At 61.8% G+C, this 18,518-nt stretch carries 8 protein-coding genes; 5 read left to right on the forward strand and 3 right to left on the reverse strand.

Annotated features, from left to right (window positions below; genetic code table 11):
- Window positions 1–65 precede the first annotated feature (65 nt).
- The 5 genes from ACREB7_RS06580 (at window position 66) to ACREB7_RS06600 (ending at window position 11,706) form a co-directional block, all read left to right on the forward strand.
- A complete protein-coding gene (locus tag ACREB7_RS06580) occupies window positions 66–230 on the forward strand; it encodes a hypothetical protein (RefSeq protein ID WP_431591494.1) in 165 nt (54 codons plus the stop codon).
- Window positions 231–556: 326 nt separating this feature from the next.
- Complete coding sequence (gene rlxS / locus ACREB7_RS06585; RefSeq protein WP_431591495.1) at window positions 557–2,542, forward strand: relaxase/mobilization nuclease RlxS; 1,986 nt, start codon at window positions 557–559, stop codon at window positions 2,540–2,542.
- A 177-nt stretch (window positions 2,543–2,719) separates the two neighbouring features.
- Complete coding sequence (locus tag ACREB7_RS06590) at window positions 2,720–8,989, forward strand: DEAD/DEAH box helicase (protein WP_431591496.1); 6,270 nt, start codon at window positions 2,720–2,722, stop codon at window positions 8,987–8,989.
- 1 nt (window position 8,990) lies between these two features.
- Complete coding sequence (locus ACREB7_RS06595) at window positions 8,991–10,730, forward strand: NERD domain-containing protein (RefSeq protein ID WP_431591497.1); 1,740 nt, start codon at window positions 8,991–8,993, stop codon at window positions 10,728–10,730.
- On the forward strand, window positions 10,723–11,706 hold the full coding sequence (locus tag ACREB7_RS06600) for a hypothetical protein (RefSeq protein WP_431591498.1): 984 nt from the start codon (window positions 10,723–10,725) through the stop codon (window positions 11,704–11,706). Before ACREB7_RS06595 ends, ACREB7_RS06600 begins: the two co-directional genes overlap by 8 nt.
- 2 nt (window positions 11,707–11,708) lie before the next feature.
- On the opposite strand, the gene ACREB7_RS06605 is transcribed toward ACREB7_RS06600, so the two are convergent.
- The 3 genes from ACREB7_RS06605 to ACREB7_RS06615 form a co-directional block, all read right to left on the reverse strand.
- Window positions 11,709–14,675: an SNF2-related protein gene (locus ACREB7_RS06605; protein ID WP_431591499.1), complete on the reverse strand. Its 2,967-nt coding sequence runs from the start codon at window positions 14,673–14,675 to the stop codon at window positions 11,709–11,711.
- Entirely contained in the window at window positions 14,672–17,611 is a 2,940-nt protein-coding gene (locus ACREB7_RS06610) for a hypothetical protein (RefSeq protein WP_431591500.1), read from the reverse strand. The genes ACREB7_RS06605 and ACREB7_RS06610 overlap by 4 nt, the downstream gene beginning before the upstream one ends.
- A gap of 235 nt (window positions 17,612–17,846) precedes the next feature.
- The gene (locus ACREB7_RS06615) at window positions 17,847–18,200 is read right to left on the reverse strand and encodes an RNA polymerase sigma factor (RefSeq protein WP_431591501.1); all 354 of its coding nucleotides are present in this window, start codon (window positions 18,198–18,200) and stop codon (window positions 17,847–17,849) included.
- Window positions 18,201–18,518: the final 318 nt, after the last annotated feature.

The raw sequence follows: 18,518 nt of genomic DNA on the forward strand, positions 1-18,518 counted from the left end.
GTCCTTGACTCAGCCCGCCCGCCGCCGGGCGAAGCCTCATCTTTCGCAAGATGAGGAGCAAAATCATGTCGATCGAACAGCAAATCGAGGAGTTGCGCGCCGAACTTTCATGGTGCGATGATGCGGCCGAACGGCGCCAGATCGAGGCCGAATTGCGCGCGGCTGAAAGAAAGGGGAAGCGTTGCGACCGGGCGCAGCGCCAAGCCGAACGGGCGTGCTGGCAGAGGTGATCCGGTGGTCGTTGGAGCGATTTTCGGGAGTGGCGCCGACGGGCGTCGCTCCCCTTTTTTGGTCGCGGGATGGGGCAGAAATGGCGGGCGGGGGCGGGAGGAAGCTAGGGCAAGATATAAAGCAACGGCACCGTCCGCTTATGCGGACGATACCTAAGCTGTTGTCTGCACATCGTTTTTAAGGGGAAGAAAAACAGTGCTACCCTGCTGGCGACAGTGCCAGTGCGCCGAAAATCGGTGGTTTTCCGCCACATTCGGCGGCACCGATTTTCATGTTACCGGGCCGCGCGCATGATCGGGCTTTCTCTCCACCGAAGGCGCCGATCATGCCCACCAGCGATGATTTTGAACCGCGGCTCGGCCGCATCCGCGACAAGGGTCAGAAGCCGCGTCCGCGCAAATTCCTCTCGCGTGTTATCGCCGCCGCCAATCTCGCGCGCGGCGGCGCACCCGGTCGCGCCCGGCAGTCGGCTTTCACCGGCAGCCGTATCGGGCGCGGCGCCGGCGTCGGTCGCGTCCTGTCATCGCGCGACCGTTTCGCGGCGGTTCGCCAGCGCCGCGTCATCGTCAAAGTCCGCACCGTCAAACTCGGCGGCAACGGGTTCGACGTTGCCAAGGCGCATCTGCGCTACGTCGAGCGCGACGGCACGACCCGCGAGGGCGGACGCGGGCAACTCTATAGCGCCGACGGTGACGCGGTGGACCGTAATGTCTGGCTCGAACCGGCGAAGAGCGATCGCCACCAATTCCGTATCATCGTCAGCGCCGAGGACGGCATGGAATATGACGACCTCAAGCCGCTGACCCGCAGGCTCATGCGGCGCGTCGAAGACGATCTGGGGACCAAGCTCGATTGGGTGGCGGTCGATCACTACAACACCGGCCACCCGCATACCCATATCATCGTGCGCGGGAAGGACGAGCGCGGCGCCGATCTTGTCATCGCGCGCGACTATATCAGCCACGGGCTGCGCGAACGCGCCTGCGAATTGGTCGACCTCGACCTTGGCCCGCGCACCGATTATGCGATCGAGCAGCGGCTTCGCGCCGAGGTCGAACAGGAACGGTTGACCAGCATCGACCGCGCGATGCTGGGCGAGGCCGACAAGGATATATTAGTCAGTTCCAATGCGCGTGGCGCTTTCGATCAGGCTATCCGCATAGGGCGGCTCAAGAAGCTCGAACGTCTCGGGCTGGCGACCCGCCACGGCGCGGCGCATTGGCGTCTCGCCCCTGACCTTGCCGACACGCTGCGCCGCATGGGCCAGCGGGGCGACATTATCCGCACCATGCAACGCGCATACGCAGCGCGCGGGAACGCGCCCGCGCTGGCCGATCAGGTCATCTATGACCCGACCGCCGCCGATGCCCGCCCCCTTGTCGGCCGAGTCGTCGAGCGCGGGCTGTCGGACGAATATGCCGACCGCCACTATGTCATCGTCGAGGCGATCGACGGTCGCAGCCATTACGCCGAGATCGGCAAGGGCGAGGCCGTCAGCCTGATACCGAAAGATGCCATCGTGCAGATCGAACCGCGCAGCAGCGGCGTTCGCCCCGCCGATCGCACCATAGCCGAGGTCGCCGCCGCCAATGGCGGGCGCTATACGATCGACGCGCATTTGCGGCACGACCCAACCGCCAGCGAACGCTTTGCCGAAACCCATGTCCGACGTCTCGAAGCGATGCGGCGCGTAGCCCGCAGCGTCGAGCGCGAACCCGATGGAAGCTGGATCATCACGCCCGACCATCTCGACAAGACGGAAGCGTTCGAGGCGCGCGAGCTTCGCGACCGTCCCGTCACCGTCAAAACGCTATCGGCACTGCCTCTCGACAAACTGCCGGGGGCCGAGGCCGCGACGTGGCTCGACCGGGAATTGGTTGCCGATGCCCCGGTGCCGCTTCGCGATGCCGGTTTCGGGCGCGAGGTTAGCACTGCACAGGCCATGCGGCGGCAATGGCTGGTTGCCGAGGGGCTGGCCGAGGAACAGGATGGGCGAACCGTATATCGCCGCAATATGCTCACGTCCCTCCAGCGCCGCGAATTGATTCGCGTCGCGAGCCAGCTATCGGATGAAGTCGGCAAGCCCTTTACCGAAACCCGACCGCAGGAACTGATACAGGGCCGGTTGGTCCGCGCAGTCGATATGACGAGCGGGCGGCAAGCCCTGGTCGAGCGGTCGCGCGATTTTGTTCTGGTTCCGTGGCGTCCGGTGATGGAGCGGCATATCGGCAAGAGCGTGTCGGGCATCATGCGCGATGGCGGCGTAAACTGGGCGTTCGGGCGGCAGCGTGGCGGGCCGAGCATTTCCTGAGCCAATGCGGAAGATGAGACGCAGGGCCCTTCATCGAGAGGCCTTTCATCTGACAGGGTAGGTTAGATCGGTATTGATGCCGAGCACGAGATGAGGGTTTAATTCCGTTGCAACATCTAGGTGAATAAATAGACATCGCTTGCTAAATCGTTTCGATTTGTTGGTTCGGGGGGATGCGTGTTTAACGAACTTAACCGCCTTCATGGCGCTCTTTCTGCGTACATCGAAGCAACGTACCATATTTCGCACCCTGCTCTCGTAGATCTCCGTCGGGCAATTCTCGACGAATCCGGTACAATTTCGCAGCGTGCTTTCATTGAAAGCACGCCGATTTACAAAGGTGACCGAAAATTTGCCGACCTTGCGATTCCGGCCCCTTCGGCGGAGTTGATGACGCATCTGGGGACTAAGGAGGGTGGGCGCCTATTGTTTGACCCGCCTTATCCTCATCAAGCTGATGCGCTCGAGATCGCGTGTCGCGTTGACGGGCGTTCGCTACTCGCGACGACCGGCACAGGTTCTGGCAAAACCGAAACCTTTCTCCTACCGATCCTGATGAAACTGGCGGCGGAGGCCGCAGAGAAGCCGACGCAGTTCGCCGAGCGCGCCGTCAGAGCCATCATCCTTTATCCGATGAACGCCTTGGTCAACGATCAACTTGGCCGCCTCCGCACATTGTTCGGAGCAGAACCAGTCCGCCGGTGGTTCACCGAACGAGGCGGAAGGCCCGCAAAGTTCGCTCGTTATACTGGGCGATCACTTTATCCCGGGCTCAGATCGCAAGCGCGAAACCAAAGTCGTCTCACCAGCCTCAATTTCTACCGCGATCTCGAGCGGGATGCGCAGACCAATTCTGATAGCGAAGCGCTCATCAAGGAATTGCGTGATCGCGGACGCTGGCCTTCGAAGCCGTCCGAGCCGGGCGCGGAGAACGGGATGACCGGATGGCTCGGTAGCGGAAAACGTTGGCTCGACGCCAACGGCAACTTTCAGCGCGCTATCGAAAGGCCAGAAGATGCCGAACTTCTACTGCGGCACGAGGTTCAGGATCAGGCTCCGGATCTTCTGATTACCAACTATTCAATGCTGGAATATATGCTGCTGCGGCCGATCGAGCGGCCAATCTTCGAGGAAGCGCGCGCGTTTTTCGCACGCCACCCCGACGAGAAGTTGCTGTTCGTGCTCGATGAAGCCCATCTCTATCGTGGCGCAAGCGGGACCGAGGTTGCCCTTCTGATTCGCCGCCTGCGCAACCGGCTGGGACTCAGTCCCGATCGTTTTCAGGTTATCGCAACCAGCGCGTCCTTTTCCGATGGCGAGGCGGCGCAGCGCTTTATCGGCGGACTGGTTGGACGCGATGTCGATACGATCGAGGTTCTTCGTGGGAAGAAGCATCCGCGCACGCCCTCTGGACAGGGCGATACCGCTCTCGCAGAAGCGCTCGCAGCATGTCGTCCGCAGATTCTTCGCGACGCACGCGCGAAAGAACGTATCGAAGCTTTGCTCCCGCTTTTGGCGCACCGCGTCGATGCGCTCGCCGCCTCACATATTGCACTTCGATCGACGCGGGCGATGAAGGGCGAGGCAAGGCTGCTGGGACTCACCCCGGGGCTGGCCTTTGTCGAAGAACGGGTTGAACTCGTCGGCCGCGAAACACTCAGCAAGGGAGAGTATCTTGCGCTCGTGGAAATCGATGCGCCAGGCGGTGTTCGCGCGGGCCGCATTGAGGGTCCGCCAGATTTTGCGCTTACCGAGAGCGAAACCGAAGTGCTTGCCGACCCGCTGCAACGCCTAGTTTATACTGCGCTCGATAAGCTTCCGGTGACCGGGCGGCTCGTGAATCTGACCGGCGGCGCCATTTGCGATTTCGATCCGGAAACCAGGGATCCGATCGCGCCGATCGCCCTTGACGATTTAGGTGCCAAGCTGTTCGCGGGTGACCTTGATCTCGATTTGCGACAGCGCGCGACCGACGCGCTCCTCGAGTTGGCCTCTTACGCCAAGGCGGAGGTCGACGGTCAACCTTTGCTCGCTGCGCGCGTCCACAGTTTGTTTCGAGGTCTTCCAGGGCTTTGGGCTTGCGCCGATACGGCATGTACTGAACTGCCGCCCGGTAGTCCCGAAGGCCCGACTGGTGCGCTCTATCCGCAGTCGAACCGGGAATGCCGCTGCGGCGCCCGCGCATTCGAACTCCACACCTGCCGTGATTGCGGAGTGGCCTATTTTCGCGGCTATGCGCTCAACCCCTCGTCACCCGACTTTCTTTGGGCCGAAGATGTCGGCGATATCGAGGATGTCGACGGCATCGTGCGCCCCGTTCATATTTTGCTCCAAGATCCGGGCTACAATGCCGATAGCTATTGCGTTGCCGACTATCTCGACCCGGCGACGGGACGGGTTGGCTCACAGTCTCCCGATGCACGACAAATATGGTTGCCGCGCCCCGCGAAGGGCGTCGAGCCTGGCCAGTTCGAAAAATGCCCGCACTGCGAGGGGCGTGGTACGCAGATCATGGACCATCAAACCAAGGGTGATGAGCCCTTCCAGGAACTGATCAGCGCCCAGCTTCTCGATCAACCGGCACGTCCTGAGGCCAAGTCGCCGTTGCAGGGACGCAAATCGCTAATTTTCTCGGATGGACGTCAGGCTGCGTCACGCTTGTCAGGAAAGCTCAAGGATTATTCGCTCCAGGACTCGATCCGTCCGCTGCTGCTCGCCGGGCTGAAACTTCTCGAAGATCGGTTCGATAAGCCGATCCCGCTCGGGCATGCCTATCCTGCGATCCTGTTCGCCTGCGCGCATCACGGGGTGAATTTCCGTCTACCCGGTGCCGAGCATGGAGAGTTTGCGCGCGACCTCGCTCGAGTCGAACGATTCCTTCGCGATGGCGGCAACCATGCCGACTATATCGATCTGGCCGCGACGCTGAATCAGACGCGATCAAAATCGGTGCGCGCACCGCTCGCGCGCGTTATCGCCAATCGCCACACCGGCCTCTTGCCGCTTGCGCTCGCCGCGCCGAGTGCGCTCCTTACCGAAAACCAGCGCAAGCGTTTGCAGACCCTTTCACCGCCACCAGGGGATGTTGGTAGCGACGCGGAGCGGCGAGAGGCGTTGCTGGAACTCTGGGTGACGCTTGCGCTCGCCAGCGGGTCGGTTCTGCTTGAAGGTACGCCAAGCGAGTGGATCGATTCCAAAGATGGCCCGAGCTTCTCGCGGACCAATGGGCGCTTTACCGGCGTTCTCGAGGAGTGTTTCGGGCAGAAGTGGCATCGGCAGGAGTTCGGATCGAAAGCCGGGCAAGATAGCTGGGCGCGCTTCCTCACCGATACTTTCGCACAGAACCACAATGCCGAAGGCTTCTTCTTAAGCGCAGCGAAGCTCAGGCTCCGTTCGGAAGCCGACGTCTCTTGGCGTCGATGCGGGCATTGCACGCTGGCGCAGCCGGAAAGCACGATCCTGGGCTTGGCCTGCGTCAAATGCGGCGAAGACACGGCCCCGCTCGATCCGCGAGCCGACACGGTGTTCCGGACGCGCAAATATCTCTATCGTAAACTTGTTGAGCGGCTTGAGGCCGATGGCAGCGTTCCCTATCCCTTCGTTGCCGAGGAACACACTGCCCAACTCAACGATGCGGGGCAGGATCAGGCATTCTCGCGGGCGGAGTGGTACGAACTGCGCTTTCAGGATTTGGACGTGCCGGGACCGCGTGGCGAACGAGCTGGTGCGGTCGACATCCTGAGTTGCACCACCACCATGGAGGTAGGCATCGACATCGGCAGCCTGACTGCCGTCGCGCTGCGCAATGTCCCGCCCGGTCGCGCCAATTATCAGCAGCGTGCTGGTCGCGCCGGTCGTCGCGGTTCCTCGCTTTCGACGGTCCTGACCTTTGCAGGCTCCGACAGCCATGATCAGCGTTTCTTTGCCAATCCGGCGGCGATGGTGGGAGGGCCCGTGCCTGATCCCGTCCTCAATCTCGAGAACCAGCAGATCACAAAACGCCACGCATTCGCTTTGATGCTCTCGCTCTTCCAACAGGAACGGATTGGGGTGCCGCCGCCCGACGCCAATGCGCGGGCCTCGAATATCTTTGAATCGCTTGGCACATTGCCGGAATTCCGAAGGCCCGATCCCGCAGGCTTCACCTTCTCCGGGCTCCAGCAATGGCTGAAGGACAAGAGCGATGCGGTCGATATGGCGCTGCGCGATGTAATTCCCGATAAGGCAATTGAGGGTGAGAAGGATGCCTATTTCGCAAGCCTTCCCAGCGCTCTGCTCGCGGCGCTTAAGCGCGCTGGGGCTGGAACCGATGAAAAGGAACTCATCGAAGTCACTGCTGAAATTGCGGTCGAGGAGGGGCCGGTCTTCGATCTTGGCGTCGACGATTTTGGCGCGGATAGCGACCATTTTGACGGCGGTGATTGCGAAGATGGTGGCGGAGCGTTGGAAGCGGCGCCAGAGACAAATCCCGAGGCTCCCCTCAAACCGCTCAATCTGCTTGACCAGTTGTTCGCAAGCGCGGTTCTTCCTCGCTATGCTTTCCCGACCGATGTCGTCTCGTTCACGGTGTTCGATGAGTCGAGCACGCCGTATCGCGCCGATGTCGCCTATTCACCCCAAGCGGGCCTGAGCCAGGCTCTTAGCCAATATGCGCCTGGTCGTGAGGTCTGGGTCGATGGCCAGAAGTTCCGATCAATGGCGATCTACTCACCCTTCCATAAAGATCGGGTGAACGCCTATCGTCGGCACCGTCTCTATTATGAATGTGGACGTTGCGGTCATGCCAAGCTCGAAGACAATGATGGGGTTAACCATTTTCGGGGCAAGACCGAAGACTGCCCTGCCTGTAAAATGAAGGCTGGAATGGGGCCGGCCGAACGCTGGGTCGTGCCCGTAGGCTTCGCCCATCCCTATGACGATCCGCGCGAGCTTCCCGGCGATGAAACGCCCCTCCCGACGCGCACGACGCGCGCAAAGCTCACCGCACCCCACTTCAATGCCGATCACAAGCTCGGCGAACTCAAGCAAGAGAGCGGTGCGGGCTTTACTGCCTGGGCATCGAAGGAAGAACTTGTCGTCACCAATTTGGGGGTTCGAAAGCAAGGACAAGCCGATACTGGCTTCTATTACTGTCCGGTCTGCGGCCGAACCGAGCCGACTGGCTGGCCGGGTGGGCAACTTGTCCCCGGTAAATCGCACAGGCGTCCCTATCCCAATCATGGGAAGCACCCCGAATTCTGCGATGGGGGTCGCCGACCGATCGTGCTCGGTCACCAGTTCCTGACCGACATCGCACTCTTCTCGTTCCAACTCGGACCCGAGCTTCATATTCCGGCGGGATCGACCGCCGGACGGATCGTCCTCACCACGATCGCTGAAGCGCTCAGCATCGCTGCAGCGAACAAGCTCGACGTCGATGCCGCTGATATTGGAGGCGGCCACCGTGCAGCCCTCAACGAAGCGGGTGCCCGGGGAAGCGAAGTCGAGATATTTCTCTATGACAATGCGCCGGGCGGCGCCGGCTTTGTGCAAAGTGCTGCCGCTGATCCGGTTGCGCTCCTTCGCGACGCGCTCGCGCTGCTCGAAGGCTGCAAATGCCAATCGTCCTGTTACGAGTGTTTGAGGTCGCACAAGAATCGTTGGGATCATGCCGATCTTGATCGCCATCTGGGTGCGTCATTTCTCAAGCACGTCCTGGATGACAAGCGTCCATGGATACCCGAGGAGGTTGAAGACAAACTCCTTCACCGGCTGAAAACCGAACTCAACGATTTTCAGCAGGCCGCGACACTCAGCGACGACGGTGCACTCACGCTTCCCGATCACGCGAACCGCACGCTGATCCTCAGTCATCCGCTGATCCGTGAGAAGGCGGGCTCGCAACGCGCGCACGCGCGCGGGGCTAAAGCGGGGGACCGCTTTCTGGATCAATTGCTCGTCGACCGCGCATTGCCTGCTGCGGTTCAGCGCGCGCTTGATGTCGAAGTGAGCGCGAACGATGTGCCGCCGCCTTTCGCTCTCGCGACCGCAGGAGTGCCCGTTTACCGCTCGCTCGGCGCGCTGGCCGGGGACGGCGAGGCCCTGCCGCCGACCGCTATATTCGCCGATCTGCCCGACGCACCCGAGGGCGCCTTCATTGTCCAACTCAACGTGGACACGCTCGAACTTGCACGGCTCGGCGAAGCGCGCCCCTACAAGCGCCATAGTTGGCACCTGTTCGTCAGAAGTCGTGAGATTGCGAACCTCCCGACGATCGTTCGGCGGACCGACGATCATGCGTTTCAGGCCACTGGAGTTCCGGTGACCCTAGCGGTCGTTCGCGGTCAGACCGGAGGCGACCGGATGCGCGTTGTCTACGCCTCGGCGCGGCCGACTTGCCGACCCGAAGAAATCCTCGCGGCTGGATCACAGATCCTGGGCCACCACGCCAAAGTCCTCGGAGCCTGACATGGCCATCATGATACCCAACGTCCCCGCTGACCAGATCGTTCACGGCTCCGAACGCGAGGTCTATATCCAACTACGCGATCAACTCTCCGACGAATATCGCGTCGTCCATTCTTTGCCTTGGCTCCGTCCCGACCGCGACGATGCCGACAAGCCGCTTCGTGAAGGCGAAGCAGATTTCGTCATTTTTCATCCCGGTTATGGGCTGCTTGTCCTTGAGGTGAAGGGCGGCGAAGAAATGTATGCCCAAGGGCATCAATGGTATCGCAAAATCCCGAGTGGTTCGCGCAGGATCAACAATCCCTTCGAGCAGGCACGTCGCAACATGCACGCACTGACCGACGCGATCGAGGAACGAACCGGGAAACGGATTATGCCATGGTCGTACTGCTACAGCTATGCGGTCGTCTTTCCACATGGGCGCGCCACGGGCATGCTTCCGCTCGATGTTGCAGACAAGATCTTGATCGATGTCGACCGCATGGCCGACCTTGAGCACATGATTCTCAAGGCTTTTAATGCATTTCCCGATAAAGCCGGCAAGCTGAGCCGACAGCATTTTGTCGAAATGCTCGATGTGCTGATGCCACGTTTCAAGATCATGCGACCGCTGTCGCCCGAGATCGAAACCGCTAGCGAAAAGCTCCTCGAACTCACCGACAATCAGGCGCTCGCGTTCACCGGCCTCTTCACGAATCGCCAATTGCTCGTCGAGGGTGTGGCCGGCTCTGGCAAGACATTATTGGCGGTCGAACGGGCTCTCGCTTTCGCTCGCGAAGGAAAACGTTGTCTTCTCGTCTGCTACAACAAGGAATTGGCGGCGTGGATACGCGAGACGCTGGATCTCGATCCCGATCGCGCCGAACTCGCGAAACTCATTCATGTCCGGCACTTCCACGCGCTGGCAGCCGAACTCGCGGTCGAGGCCGGATTGCCCTTCGAGATTCCGGGAGGCGTTGGGGAAGCGCGTCGTTTCTGGGATGCGGAAGCCGCCCAGATATTGGAAACAGCGACCGCCAGCCTGTACGTCGCCGAGGAGCCGCCATTCGATGCGCTCGTCGTCGATGAGGCCCAGGACTTCGCCGAACTCTGGTGGCTCGGTCTCTTCCCGCTGATCAAAGATGGCGACAAGGGATCGCTCTTCGTCTTCATGGACCTGGCGCAAAGCCTCCGCGAAACGTCGAGCCCGCCGCCTTTCGACTTCCCCGCACGCTATTCGCTCAAGGTGAACTGCCGCAATACGCGCCGGATCGCGCGGTTGAGCGCGAAGCTTGTGCCCATCGAAACCCTCTCGCCGGCAGGGGCGCCCGTCGGCGCCGACATCCGCATGTTGCGGGCAGTCTCGCCTGCCGCCCAAGCGGGCCTCGTCGCGCAAGAACTGCGCACGCTCCTCGAAACCGAAAAGCTCGATCCGCAGCAGATTGTGCTGCTCGGGCCTGCGGCGAAGGACAATGGCAGTTTGGCCAAGACGTCCGAAGTCGCTGGCGTAAAACTCATTACCTCCGCAGCCGATTGGCGCGCCGGTCGGGGCCTCCTCTGTTCGACGGCCCGTTCGTTCAAGGGTCTCGAGGCGGATGTTGTCATTCTCTATGATCTCGCCGTCATCAGCCCCGGATTTTCGCTAGCCGATCTCTATGTTGCGTGCAGTCGGGCGCGGCATCTGCTGATCCTGGTCACTCACGATGAGCGCATTCGTTCGGTACTCGAGGCGGCGGATGCGGCGGCGCGTGTCGATGCTTGAAGCACTGTCTCCAGCCGAGCTTCGCCTCAGATTGGGCTTTGACGCTGGTGGTGAAACGCCGAACTCGGGATCGATCGCGAGTTCGGCGCGGGGCTGCGTCAGGGCTTGGCGGACTCCGCCGCGTCAGCGCGTCACCACCTATCTTCTGCGGCAACTCGCGGCGATGGGCTATGATGAGGGAATTGCGCGGGACGCTGTTCGCGATGTCCTCGATCGGCTGATTGCGATAGGGGACTTCGTGCCGGTGCGGCTCGATGGCAAGGCGTCAATTGTCCTCGCGATGCCAGCGGCCGTCGAAGTCGCGCCCGGACATATCGTTCTGCTCGGCGAGCATGATGATGATGATCTTGTATCGGACGGATTGCTCGCCCGCCATCGGCCGGATGAGGGCGACCGGGAGGTAATGTCCTTCGGTGACTGGATCGGGCGTCCAGCGTTTGAAGCACATCATTTGCGGCGCGGCGGGATGAGCATGGGGGGCTCGCTCGCTGATTATTGGGCGCTCCTAGCTTCGGCCGTTCGTCACGAGGGTTTACCCATCTCCGTCGATGCCGCTCGTATCGTCAGCGCGCCACCGAATGCAGCGAACGCCTATTTTGGTCGCCATTCCGATGCGATGCCTTCGGGCCGCTGGTCGAACGCCACGCTCGACGGTACATATTGCGGCGTGCGCCCAGGGCGCAACGAGCATCATTGGAACCCGATTATTCTCCTCCGTGCGGGCGGTCAGGACTATGCGCTTGATCTTCATGATTGGGACGAATGGAATTGGGCGCTGCTCGCGCGTGGGATCGCCCAAGGCGCGCCAGAACGGCATCGAGCGGACAGCAACGCTATCGCCTTTGAACATCCAATTCCCATGCAATATCAGCGCGCCCTCACGCTTCTCGGAACCGACGGAGGGTCCGCCTGGACCTGGGTGATGACGCCCGAGGCTTCCGCTTGCTTCCAAAGCTGGATCGGGAGTTTCGGCTAACGTCAGATAATGAGGATGGCGTGCTTGTAATCCTTGAGGCGCAGTTCGTGAAGCTCGGTGCCAAGACTATTGAGCCGTGCCAGCCTGATATCGCGCCCAAGCGCGGCCATGTCGCGTGCGTGCCGGAACGTGCGAAAGCGGCTTCGGGTGAACCCCTGCTCGCTCGTTTCCATTCCCTGCGCCGCGGCATCATCAAGGATCGCTTGCCGATAACCGAGTGCTTCGTTCGCCTCGGCTTCAAACTGATATCGGCGCTCAGCGATCTTGGCCGCGAAATTGCTGCACTCGGCCAGCGTCTTTTGATGCCGCGCATAATACTCGGCGATCAGGATATCGGAACCCTTCTGTGCCGAGGCTTTGGCGTCGGGAGGGATGGCGGCGGCTCCGCCTGACGCAAGCTTCACATCTTGGCCGCGCGCCTCGATGTTCCATGGCGTCAACAACGCGTCGGCGACCGACTGGTCGACGAGCGACCATTCGCCATCGCTATATCGTGCTGCGATCACATCGAGCCGCGAGGTAAAAAGGCTGTTGAGCCAGCGCCTGTCGGCCCGATGCTCTTCTTCCATGCCGAGCGCTGCATCCCAGAAAATCTTGCGCTCGGTGTCGGTCCTGGCTTCGGCGAGCCGCGCATAGACGGGCTGCGGGTCGAACTCGGCTATGTGCAGATCGCCCGGCACCCATTGCATGACAAGCAACTGATAGACGCCCGCCGCTTCGGGAACTGCAAGCGGATGCCCGGGCGGGAAGCTGATTTTCAGGCGTCTGGGGCTGGCATTCCCAATCTCCTGCCAGGCTTCGAGCAAGGTGTCGTGAACAGCATTACCATGATCGAGAAAGTGAAGCGGCGTCGCCGGATCATTGTCAATATCGACAATCGCAACCGGCGGCGTCTCCAGATCACGGCGCTGATCGAGATAGGCGTAACGCTCGCCAGCCTGCGGATCGAGGCCAGGGAGCAGAAAGCGCGGTTCGATCGGCCCGGTGGAATAGGGCGGTCGGAAATAATGAAGAAGCCGGAACGATCCCTCCTGTTCAGAACTTTCCCTCTTCTTCCAAAGCCTTAAACCGTCGCTGCGCTGGATGAGCCTCATCCATCCGCGCAGCCCTGCCTCAACGCGAACGATCGCCCGTTTGGCCTGAGTGCGCTCGATCATCGGACCGAGGCAGCCGACCTTGTCATAGCGCGCAGCCAGGCTTCGGGCGCGTTCAGCAGTCCAAGGCAGAAAGGCCGATAGCGGTGTTGCGAGCGGATCGTCCTCGTCGCCCGAGCATTGCCGCGCCTCGACCGAAAGCCCCGCCCAATCGCCCGTGCGCGGCGCGAGCGCAGCAACCTCGATATGCTCGGTCACGCGCTTCATTTCATCGCTGTCGAGCCGAATGCTGCGCCGGAACACGGCAAATTCGTCGAGCACATTGACGACACGTTCATCGACCTGCCCGGTCTGATAAATCACATAGATGTCGATCGTCGGATCGCGGCTGTCATCGCTAAGCGCGGCGCTCCCGAGCCGGTCGAGGCGACCGATCCATTGTTCGACCGCCATCGGTGACCAGGGCATCGAGAAGAAGATGAGCTTGCGCGCATGCTGGAGATTGAGTCCGACCTGGGCTACATCAGCTGCAACGAGCAATTGATCGTCGCCATCGACGAAACCGCCGAGACTTTCCTCATATTCCTCGAACAGATCGACGAAATTGGCGGTCGCGGACGCGTCGCGGTTGCGCTTGACCGCGACCGAGATGCGGCGACGGTTTCCGCGCGGGCCGATCTCGGGCAAGTATTGCGGTATCACGCGCTCCAGATAGTCGACGGTGGGATTATCCTCGGCGACGACGAGCACCCCTTCGCGCGGATTTGCGCGCCAGATACCGGCGAGAACATCGATCAGCGCCTCAAGGCGGCTGTCGCCGTTCTGCGCGCCAAGATGTTGGGTCGCCTGCTGGAGATAGCCATGCGGATCGCGCTGGTCGCGGCGGCCCAGTACGTTGATGCGTTCGGCGAGCGCCCGCGGACTGCGAAGCGCGACTTGCCCCAATCGCGCCAGATCGGTCGGCCCGTCGTTCGTCCGGGCGAAATTGATGTAGCGCCAGACTTCGCGTTGCCGTGCGACTTCGTCATCGGTCGGTTCGACCGCGACGCGCTTGAGTTCGCGCTGCGGCAACAGATCGGGATAATCGCGGCGCCGGGCGTTCGTAACGCGGCGGACGCAGCAATAGGTGGCCGCCACCGAGCGCGAGCGCTCGCGCTCAGGAGGCGGCGCCATACCGGCAGCGATCCATTCTTCGCTCTTGCCGCCGTCCAGCAACTCGGCGGCCCGCTTTTCTCGTGCGAGCAAGATGGCTTCAGGCTCATCACTTTCCACGGCGGCGAGCGCCATGCGGTCGGGCTCGAGGATATGGAACAATTGGCGAAGTGCGTCGCGCTCTTCGAGCTTCGGCGTTGCGGACAACAGCAACAATTGCCGGAAATCCCCCGCGACATTCTCGATCCGCTGACGCATGTCGCTCTGAAGCCGCTGAATTTCGTCAACGATGAGCAGATCATAGATGCTGGGGTCGATCTCGGTGACCGAGCCCAATTGCTCATAATAGGCGAGGCGCACATGCGGTCCGCGCTCCTCGAGCGGAGGATCCGATCCGGGGACAATATGGCCTCGCGCACTGCATTCGAGCATCCACTGCGGCGCGAGATTTTCCGGCACGAGGATCAGAGCGCGGTGGTTCGGATTGCGGAGCTTCAAGGCATTGAGCACCATGAGCGCCTGCACGGTCTTTCCGAGGCCCACTTCGTCGGCGATCAAATGCCGAATGCGCGTATCTGTCAGGATGCGCTGCACATTGGCGAGTTGGTGTGGATAGGGGGCAGCGGCGACGCCGAGTGCACCGCCAAGGCCCAATATCTCGCGCTCGACCGATCGCCGAACAGCCTGCACGCCGAGGCACAGGTCGATGAATGGATCGCTCATAGGCCGCCCGCGCCCCCGGCACCCGAACGCAGCACGGCATAGCGAATGGCCCGCGCCGAGAAGCTGTCGGCGAGCAGCCGCTGCGTTGCCGACCGCCATGGCAGTCGCGCCGCCACGCCGGGTTTCGCAAAGAGCCAGAAGCTCGCCTCGACCAGTTCGCGTGACCAAGCGCGGGAATGATGATCGGGCCGATGATTCTCGATCCACGCGGTGAGCAGGTCAATCGACTCATCGGGGGTCATCGTCGCGAAGTCGGCGAGGCTGAGGTTCTCGCCGGCCTCAAGCGGACGCAGGAGTTCGACGAGGTCTCCGAGCGCGGACTGATCGGCGGCGCGTCGCAGCGCCCGGTCCCAGTCATCGCTTGCCTCACCCACGTCGATATCGTCATCGAGATTAAAGGGGGCCTCATCGCCGACGGCCTCAATCGCTTCAGCCATGCCGGCATAAGCGTCGTTGAAAAGCTCATCGAGACTGGCGGCGAAATCCTCATCGATCGGTTGCAGCGCGCGGGTCGGCGTCAAGTCGAGCGAGCGCACCCGGATGAGACGAAGCAGTGTCCGGCGCAGGAGGCCGCGCTGTTCGCCGGTCAAATCGAGATCCACGAAACCGATGCCCAACTCGCCGCATGCGTCCAGAAAATCTGACGCGAAGCGTTGACCCTGCTTGCCGGTCAAGCTCGCTTCGGTTTTCGACCAGGCCTCGCCGCAAAGCTGGGCAACCGCCCAGCGTTCGAGCAGCCTGATCGTCTGTCCGCGCCGATATTGGGTGATCGGATGGTCGACGCTCGCTGCCGACCAGGCGACCAAGGAATCGATCGATGTCCGGGCATCGAGACTTTCGCCAAGCCCGTCAAAGCGGCGAAGTAGCCGCTCGGGCCGGCGGGGCAGCGGTGCTTCATTCGCGTTCCACGATTTGGGGCCGAGACAATAACCCCCGCTCGCCATTGGGCCGTCGCGCCCCGCACGAACAAGAACGACGTCGTTTGTTCCGAGGTTTGGACCGCCCTCTGAAATGGAGAATGGGTAGGCAGCTTCGACCGAGAATAGAGGAAGGAGCCCGGTTTCGTCCTCGGCCACCAATCCTTCGGCGGTCCGCTGCCACGAAAAGGGCGCCTGGAGCGCCTCGAACGAAAAGCGCGTTTCGGCAATCCGAGTCACGTTGACAATAAGGTCGGCAGACGACGCTTCGAGCAATCGCTCCACGACGTCGGCGGTGAGCAGGCGATCCCAGATCAGGTGGCTGGCGCTCAGCCGGCACGGGGTATCGGGAAGGACATCGACCGCGCGGCCGATGTTCTGGCCGCCTACCCGCACGATCAGTTCGATCTCTGCTTCCTGCAGCGATGCGATGCTGTCGAAGCGCAAGGTGATGCCGCGGGTTGCGAGGTCGGTGATGGCGCCCGTTCCGGCATCTGCATCAATCGTGACCAACGGCGCCGTGTCGGCGCGTTCGACGACATCGAACTCGACCCGTTCGCTCTCGCCGTAGGTGAGTGTATAGACACCGGGGATGGCCGGGACGATCATCCCGATGAGCGGCGACGCACCCTCAATGGCCAAGGTTTCGCCGCCAGGTACGGACAGCTTAGCCCGGCACGCGCCAGTTCCGGCGACGATTTCGAAGCCGATTTGCGTACCCGAGGCGAACCGGCGGCGCGGGCGGTGCTGTTCCAACTCGGGTGCCCCTATCCAGCGGAGCCGTGCGGGTGCTGACAGACTTAGTCCCATGCCCGCAAGCCACGGAGCGACATCGTCTGCGCCTGCATCGACGCGCAAGATCTGATAGCCAACGATCCGGCCTTCGCTGACGACCGAGGGCGGAGCAGGAAGGTGCTCGGGAGCGGCGAGGACGAGATAGACATTGTTGGCCGACAGCGTGTCGGTCTGGATCTGGCAATAATCGCCGGCGGCATCGGCATCAGAGAATATGAGGCGCGGCCCAGACGCTATGCGCAGGCTTTCAAGGAATTGGCGCGCTTCGGCGGCTAATTGCAGATTGGCGAGATCAGGAAAAATCGGCGCGTCAGACGACGGGAGTTCCTCGATATAAAGCGCAATCGGATAGTCCGAGAACAGATTGCGGCTCGGGATCGCGCGGCCTTCGCCCCACAATGAGGCGCGCCATCGCATGCTGTCGAGCGTTTCGCGGGCCGTGACACGCTCCGTCTCCTCCATCTGCGGCAGCTTGAGCGCGAGCGACCAGCTTTGATCGGTCCGCCGAAGTATGAGCGGCGCAATCCGGATCTCGGCGGCCGCGCGGCGCCGTGGCGCGCGCTTCTCGCCCATTTCAGCGAGGGCTCTTTGCCGACGCCGCGCATCGCGAAGCGACGCGCTCGCACTGGCGTCACGCGAAAGATCACGCTGAATTCGCGCCATCGCGGTTGCTTCGATCAACGGCGGTGCCGACGGATCGAGAAAGGCGCGGATGATCGCCGCGGCCGTCGTTTCATTTTCGAGCCACGCGGAAAGCCGGAGGCTGCTGAACAGGCGGGCTCGGCTACGGATCGGCGCGAGCAAGTCGACATCGCTGGCTGAGAGATCGAGCCGGGCGCGGACTTCCTTTAGACACCGTGTCAGTGGTTGCAACAGTTCGGCCGGAAGGATCGCGTGCAGGACGGGCCAGGCGATATGGCAGAACGCGAGGTTCCACGCGGTCTCGGGCGGGCGCGAGAGGTTGTACCGGATCGCTGCCTGCTCGAAGAGCCGGGACAAAACGGCGCGATCGAAAGCGCGCGTCACCGCAAATCGCCCGGAGAACATCGGCCAGAAATCGGTGCCGGTTCCGGCATAGCTGTACCCGATATCGGTTGCGCCAACGAGAAGCGGTAAGGGGCGCGTGTTCCACCAGCCACCATCGATCGTATGACGATCAAGCGCGCCGCGAACATTGGTCAGCAGATTGGCGAGCGCGCCATCGTCGAAGCCATGTTCGAGCAAGTAAAGCGGAGCCCCGGCACGATTGGACCGGAGGGTCTGGAAATGCGTAGCAAGTCGAACTTGCAGCGCGTCGATTGACGCTTCGTTGCTAATCTATCCCCCCATACCCGCGTGCGGTTTCTTCTCTGCCGCATTCTAGCGCCTGCCAGATAAAGAACATCAGTTAAAGAATGCGCTTGTCCGAAACGGCATAAAAAGAGGCCAGGGTATGAACCCCGGCCTTTTTTGCCCCCAATCAGTTGAGGATAATCGAGTATCGCAGAATTCGGAGACGGCGGACCCCAATTTCGCGCATCTGACCGATGCGCTTGCTGATCGTGGGTTCGCTAACGCCGAGATGGCGAGCAATCGCTGCTTGGGTCATCCCCCGCATCAGCAATTTTGCCACTGCGGCGAGCGGCGGCGGCAGATCGCCGAGCCAGTGGTGCAGTCGATCGTGATCGAGCTTGCGGCTTAGGCTTTCTTCCGGCGACTCGCCGGGGTCAGGGTAGTCGTGAAGGTTGCTGTCGGGATCCGACAACAGCGCATCGAGCGACTGAACGGGAAGGAAGGGCGAACAATAGATATAGTCGTGCGCATACAAGGCCATAACGGACCTCCACCTTGGTTTTACCAGTGAGGAGGTTCAGGCGCCATCGGCCGGTAAGAAGTCCGCTGACTTTAAGGCAACGACGTTTGCGTCACCCGGGGCGAACCTCGCTCATTACTCAGAATAGCTCAGGTTACACCGAATCTTAACCGCGAATTGGCCACGACCGCTCGGTGGCTGATTTTTCTCCTGGCGCGAAGGACTTCGCGCCTGTCGCTAAGGGACCGCCGGTCCCTGGCGCCCGCAAGGGACGCTGTGCTCGCGCGCGGCGGTATCCCCGATCTTCCTCCGTCCGGGCGGTGCCCGATCTCCGTGCAG

This window comes from Sphingopyxis sp. (genome assembly GCF_050725615.1).
In the GTDB taxonomy this organism is placed as follows: domain Bacteria; phylum Pseudomonadota; class Alphaproteobacteria; order Sphingomonadales; family Sphingomonadaceae; genus Sphingopyxis.